Here is a 4,763-nt window from a genome sequence, read left to right on the forward strand (position 1 = left end):
TGACCTTGAAGCCTATATCACGCATTGGAATACAACAAGACGCCAGGAAAAGCTTAAGGGCCTGACCCCGGTTGAATATCGGGATCAGGCCCTGCAGGAGGCCGCATAACGGCTAGTATTTAATGCGTCCAAGTTTCGGGGCGCAGTTCATCCTTCGGCTGCCTGCCGGGGGTGGGCGAGACCGAGCGGCTAGACTGACGCCATGACTGACCTCACCCAGATTCCCGTGCCCAACGAGGGGCCGATCACCGACAAAATCAAGGAAATCTACGAGCGTTCCTTCCCGCCCGAGGAGCAGATCCCCCTTCCCGAGCTGCTGACAAGCGCCCAGATGGACCAGGTCTCCTTCCTCGCGTGGATCGATCCATCCCTGCCCGCGGGCGAGGACGGGGCCGGCAACGTGGTTGCCCTGACCTTCTCCTTCGCCTTCCCCGACCTGTTCTACCTGGGCTTTCTCGCGGTGGACGGGCGCACGCGCAGCGCGGGATACGGCACGCGCATCCTCACCCACTTCCGCGAGCGCTACGGCGACGTGCCGCAGCTGCTCGAGATCGAGCCGGTCGTGCGCGAGGCCGGGAACTACCAGCAGCGCGTGCGCCGCCTGGCGTTCTACGAGCGCAACGGTTTTGAGGTTACGAACATGCTCACGCACGAGGCCGACCAGACCTACCGGGTCCTGGCGCGCGACGGGATTGTGAGCCCGCAGCGCCTGGAGGAGGCGCTCAACTCGGTCACCGACGACCCGGCGTACGCCTCGCGGGTGACGACGGACTGACGCGCTGACCTCGCTCGGTTGACGCCGCAGCGGCGATCAGTTGTCGACGCCGTGGCTGGAGACCAGCAGGATTTCCTCGTTGTCGAGTCGGGCGAGGGCGCCTTCCAGGGCCGCCGAGGAGAAGATTCCCTCGTCGCGGGCCTGCAGGAGGGCGTCGCGCTGGGCGTGGATGGCCTCCAGAGCGAGTTCACGGATCTGGTCGCGCGTGAAGGAGCGCTCAACCTCCTCCTCGCTCATGTCGACGGTGCCGTGACCGTCGTCGTCCGTCTCGCTCGCGGAAGCAGCGTTCGGGACTCAGGTCGCGCGCCTGAAGCATGTCGGCGTCAACCTCACTCGCCTTGTGCATGCGCTTCTCAAAGCGCTCGATGCGCGCGGCCTCGGCCTCGTAGCGCCGCTGACGGCGCTTGTGTCGATGATCCAGCCAGGTGAACATCAACGCGATGAAGACGGCTCGAATGACCATGATGAGCGCGCCCAGGGTGACGGCGAGGAAGGCGGCGAAGGCCAGGCCGCCGGAGAACGCGGCGGTCTCCTCGACAATGCCAAAGGCCTGCAGGCCCATCGTCAGGAAGATGCCACTCTCCAAGACGAGCGTCATGGTCTGCCAGTTCTGCTGGGAGAAACGCCTGTTCGCCGCGGAGATCGTGGCGGCGCGTCGGCGCGAGACGACCAGGTCGGCGACGACGGCCGCAACGAGGCCGGAGCCTCCCAGGTGCTCGGCGGGGATCGATGCGATGAAGGGCATCGCGAAGGAGAAAACCGTGTCGGCCGAGGGCTCCTTGATGAGGGCACGCAGACGCACGCCGACCTCGCCGACGACCCAGCCAATACCGCAGCGATGCCGAGGGCGATGGCGACCTTGCCGATGAGCAGGCCCGGATTGAGGGCGTGTTCGTCGGCGGCCAGGCCGGCACTCATCGCTGCGGAGAGCAGAACCAGCGAGGTCGCGTCGTTAAAGAGCCCCTCGCCTTCGAGGACCGTGATGATGCGGTGGGAGACGCCCGAGCGTTTCGCGATCGAGATGGCGACCGCGTCCGTCGGCGACAGGACCGCGCCCAGCGCGACGCCCCAGGGCAGGGAGATCGCGGGGACCAGCCAGTTGATGACGAAGCCGACCGCGAAGGCGGACAGGAACACGAGGGGAATCGCGAGCATCGCGACAGCCTGCATCTCGCGCCGGAAGTCCATGGTCGGCATACGCACGGCCGCCGAGAACAGCAGCGGCGGCAGCACCATCTCGAGGACGATGTGCGGCTCGATCTCGATGGCCCCCACCTGCGGCAGGAACCCAATCGCCAGGCCGACGACCAGCAGGATCAGGGGGGATGCCACGCGCACCTTGTGCGCGACGAACTGGCATGCTACAATGATGAGCATTCCGGCCACGGCAATAAGAAGGGGATCCACAGGTCAATTGTATTGTGAACAACCCCCGCAGCGTCGTTGCCATCTCACCACACCGGCTACGCACGCCGCGAACTCGCGCGGAGCGCCACGCCCCACCCATCTGCCCGCTGCACCATCCCCGAATGTCAAACAGATCCAGACGAGCAGAACACGTTCTACCATTAACCCATAGGTTCAAGGAGGTTCTCATGACCGCTTACGACCACTCGTCGGGGTACACCTACGGCACCGATGCCGTCCCCACATCCCCGCTCACACTCGAGGACCTACGACAGATTGAGGCCGCCGCGCACGTCCAGCCCCGTGACGCAGAGCTGCTCTCTCGAGCAGAGCCAGTCCTGGCACCCCATGCCATGGAAATGGTCGACACGTGGCGCGGGATTTTGGCTCAAAAGACGTATCTGGCAGCCCATTCCGCGCACCCGGACGGGCAGCCGAACCCCGAGTACGCGCAGGCCTCAAAGCCACGATTTGCCCAGTGGATCATCGACATGTGCACGCGCGAGCGGGATCAGGCGTGGTTGGACTACCAGTACCTGATCGGCGCACGGCATATGTCTGCAGCGAAGAACGCGGCGGATGGGGCGGACTCGACACCGTTCGTGCCACTACGCTACGTGCTCGCCTTTATCGCGCCCACTGTGGAGGTCGGGCACCGTCTCCTTGCGGAGGGCTTCGAGGGCGAAGAACTGAGCGCCGTCCGCGATGCCTGGACTCGCGCTGTGACTGTCGCCGTGACAGTGTGGGCGTATGCCTATCGAGATCACCCCGAGCAGTTCTGATCCGGCGCTCGCCGCCTATGACTCCCCCATCGGCTGCCTCACGCTGGCCGCGCGGGGCGGTGCGCTCGTCGGCCTGTGGGTGACCGGGCAGCGCTTCTTCGGTTCCCCCTATGGCATCGACGAGGCCTCGGCGCGCTCGGCGCTCGACCTGACCTCGCCCGATTCCCGGGAGGTTGTCCTCGCGCCAGCAGAGTGGGACGAGGCCGACGCGCACGCTCTGGACGCGGCGGTGGCCTGGCTCGACGGATACTTCGCGGGCGAAGCCCCCTCCCCCGCGAGTGTCCCCCTCGCGCCTGAGGGCACGGACTTCCAGAGGCGCGTGTGGGAGGCGATGGACGCTATCTCCTACGGCGCGACGCGCACGTACGGGCACCTCACGGCCACGCTGCGGGACGCAGGCGTGCCCGCATCGGCCCAGGCGATCGGCGGGGCGGTCGGACGCAATCCTCTACTCCTCATCCGTCCCTGCCACCGTGTTGTGGCGGCGGACGGCCCGGGCGGCTACGCGGCGGGAGGGGACGTGAAAGCCTGGCTGCTTGCGCACGAGGACGCGAATGAGCTTGCGACGCAGGTTCTCCTCGCGCAGGACGGCGGAGCGCTCGCGCAGCCAGCCGACCGCGAGGACGACGAGGAGGGCGACGCCCAGCCACCCGATGATCGGATACATGCCGCCGATCAGCTTCTTGAAGCCCATGAGGGAGGCCGCGTAGCCCACCGCGACCACGCCGACGAGGACGATGCGCATGCGGGTGGTCTGCCCGCCCGAGAAGCGGCGCGCCGTCGAGTAGAACAGCGAAAAGACCGTGTTGTAGATGAGCGCGAAAATGATGAGCGTATAGACGAAGGCGAAGGCCGGGTGGATCGAACGCGCGATCTCGAGGGCGGGAACGTTCACGTCCCAGACGCGATCCACGTTCAGGTACAGGCACAGGGCGTCCGCGCCGATGACGAGGGCGATGATGGTGCCGCCGATGCGCCCGGCGCGGCGGGCCTCGCCGATGCGCAGCACCGAGCCGCCGAGCACAAAGGCCATCGCGATGCCGTTGACGACGCACAGCGCGAAGTAGTTGATCGTGGAGAGCCACAGGTTGGGCAGCGCCGGGGTGACCTGGGTGGCGGCGGTGTTGAGCTCGGCGACGCTGGGGTGAGGCGTCGCCAGCGAGTAGATGGTGAGGATCGTGATGGCGACGATGATCATGGGCGTAAAGACGCCGATCACCTTCATGATCCGGTCGAAGTCGAGGAAGGCCGTGAGGATCACGAGCACCGCGCACAGGGCGCTACCCGCCCACGCGGGCAGGCCGAACTGCTGCTCGAGGTTCGCACCGGCGCCCGCGAGCATCACGAAGCCCATCGCGAAGCCCGAGAAGACGAGCACGACGTCGATGACGCGGCGCAGCGCCGGGTGGGTGATGCGTTCGAAGACCTCGTCGTGATGTGAACTGCCTCCCGTTTCTTGGACATCGAAAATGAAGTCCAGGAAACGGGAGGCTTTTCATGTCCGTGCATCTGGGAATGAGACACGATCGTTTGCTTCGGAAACAGGCAGTACAAATGTTTGAGAAGGGATTTGGCTATGGTCTGACCGCCAAAAGCCTTGGTATATCTGCCGCGACTGTGAGAGAGTGGCAGAAAATGTACCGCGTCATCGGGAAGGGCCGGCTTCTTGCCATGGGAGTAAAACACACCAAATACGACTACGAGACCAAGGTCGCCGCAGCGAAGGCTGTAGTTGATGGTGGGATGAGTAAGCCTGAAGCGATGGTGCGTTTCGGTATTGCGAGCACGACACCGTTGAA

7 protein-coding genes and 1 pseudogene are annotated in these 4,763 nt (G+C 65.4%); 5 read left to right on the top strand and 3 right to left on the bottom strand.

Going from position 1 to position 4,763, the window contains the following annotated elements; genetic code table 11:
* The first annotated feature begins 16 nt into the window (after positions 1 to 16).
* Positions 17 to 109 (top strand): IS3 family transposase, encoded by a 93-nt coding sequence (locus HMPREF2630_RS09410; protein WP_305793921.1) that lies wholly within the window; start codon positions 17 to 19, stop codon positions 107 to 109.
* 93 nt (positions 110 to 202) lie between these two features.
* Complete coding sequence (locus HMPREF2630_RS00175) at positions 203 to 775, top strand: N-acetyltransferase (protein WP_049343453.1); 573 nt, start codon at positions 203 to 205, stop codon at positions 773 to 775.
* A gap of 36 nt (positions 776 to 811) precedes the next feature.
* Here HMPREF2630_RS00175 and HMPREF2630_RS09195 read toward each other — a convergent pair whose 3' ends face one another.
* The 3 genes and pseudogenes from HMPREF2630_RS09195 to HMPREF2630_RS09240 all read right to left on the bottom strand — a co-directional run.
* Positions 812 to 1,012, bottom strand: a complete 201-nt coding sequence (locus HMPREF2630_RS09195) for a hypothetical protein (RefSeq protein ID WP_204371325.1) — start codon at positions 1,010 to 1,012, stop codon at positions 812 to 814.
* On the bottom strand, positions 993 to 1,577 hold the full coding sequence (locus tag HMPREF2630_RS09200; protein WP_246822713.1) for a cation:proton antiporter domain-containing protein: 585 nt from the start codon (positions 1,575 to 1,577) through the stop codon (positions 993 to 995). Before HMPREF2630_RS09200 ends, HMPREF2630_RS09195 begins: the two co-directional genes overlap by 20 nt.
* A gap of 35 nt (positions 1,578 to 1,612) precedes the next feature.
* Positions 1,613 to 2,152, bottom strand: a pseudogene (locus tag HMPREF2630_RS09240) (cation:proton antiporter); the annotation flags it as partial.
* Between the two features lie 218 nt (positions 2,153 to 2,370).
* Between HMPREF2630_RS09240 and HMPREF2630_RS00185 the strand changes: the two are divergent.
* The 3 genes from HMPREF2630_RS00185 to HMPREF2630_RS00195 all read left to right on the top strand — a co-directional run.
* Positions 2,371 to 2,964: a protoglobin domain-containing protein gene (locus HMPREF2630_RS00185; RefSeq protein ID WP_049338432.1), complete on the top strand. Its 594-nt coding sequence runs from the start codon at positions 2,371 to 2,373 to the stop codon at positions 2,962 to 2,964.
* Positions 2,965 to 3,295: 331 nt separating this feature from the next.
* Positions 3,296 to 4,405, top strand: a complete 1,110-nt coding sequence (locus tag HMPREF2630_RS09450; protein ID WP_371440184.1) for a methylated-DNA--[protein]-cysteine S-methyltransferase — start codon at positions 3,296 to 3,298, stop codon at positions 4,403 to 4,405.
* Between the two features lie 56 nt (positions 4,406 to 4,461).
* The coding region (locus HMPREF2630_RS00195; RefSeq protein WP_143131571.1) for a helix-turn-helix domain-containing protein at positions 4,462 to 4,763 on the top strand (302 nt) is incomplete at its 3' end.

It is taken from the genome of Rothia sp. HMSC072B03, assembly GCF_001809565.1.
In the GTDB taxonomy this organism is placed as follows: Bacteria; Actinomycetota; Actinomycetes; order Actinomycetales; family Micrococcaceae; genus Rothia; species Rothia mucilaginosa_A.

Coding starts and splice junctions, on each gene's coding strand:
- HMPREF2630_RS00175 (WP_049343453.1), top strand. CDS start 203: ATGACTGACCTCACCCAGATTCCCGTGCCCAACGAGGGGCCGATCACC.
- HMPREF2630_RS09195 (WP_204371325.1), bottom strand. CDS start 1,012: ATGAGCGAGGAGGAGGTTGAGCGCTCCTTCACGCGCGACCAGATCCGT.
- HMPREF2630_RS00185 (WP_049338432.1), top strand. CDS start 2,371: ATGACCGCTTACGACCACTCGTCGGGGTACACCTACGGCACCGATGCC.
- HMPREF2630_RS09450 (WP_371440184.1), top strand. CDS start 3,296: ATGGACGCTATCTCCTACGGCGCGACGCGCACGTACGGGCACCTCACG.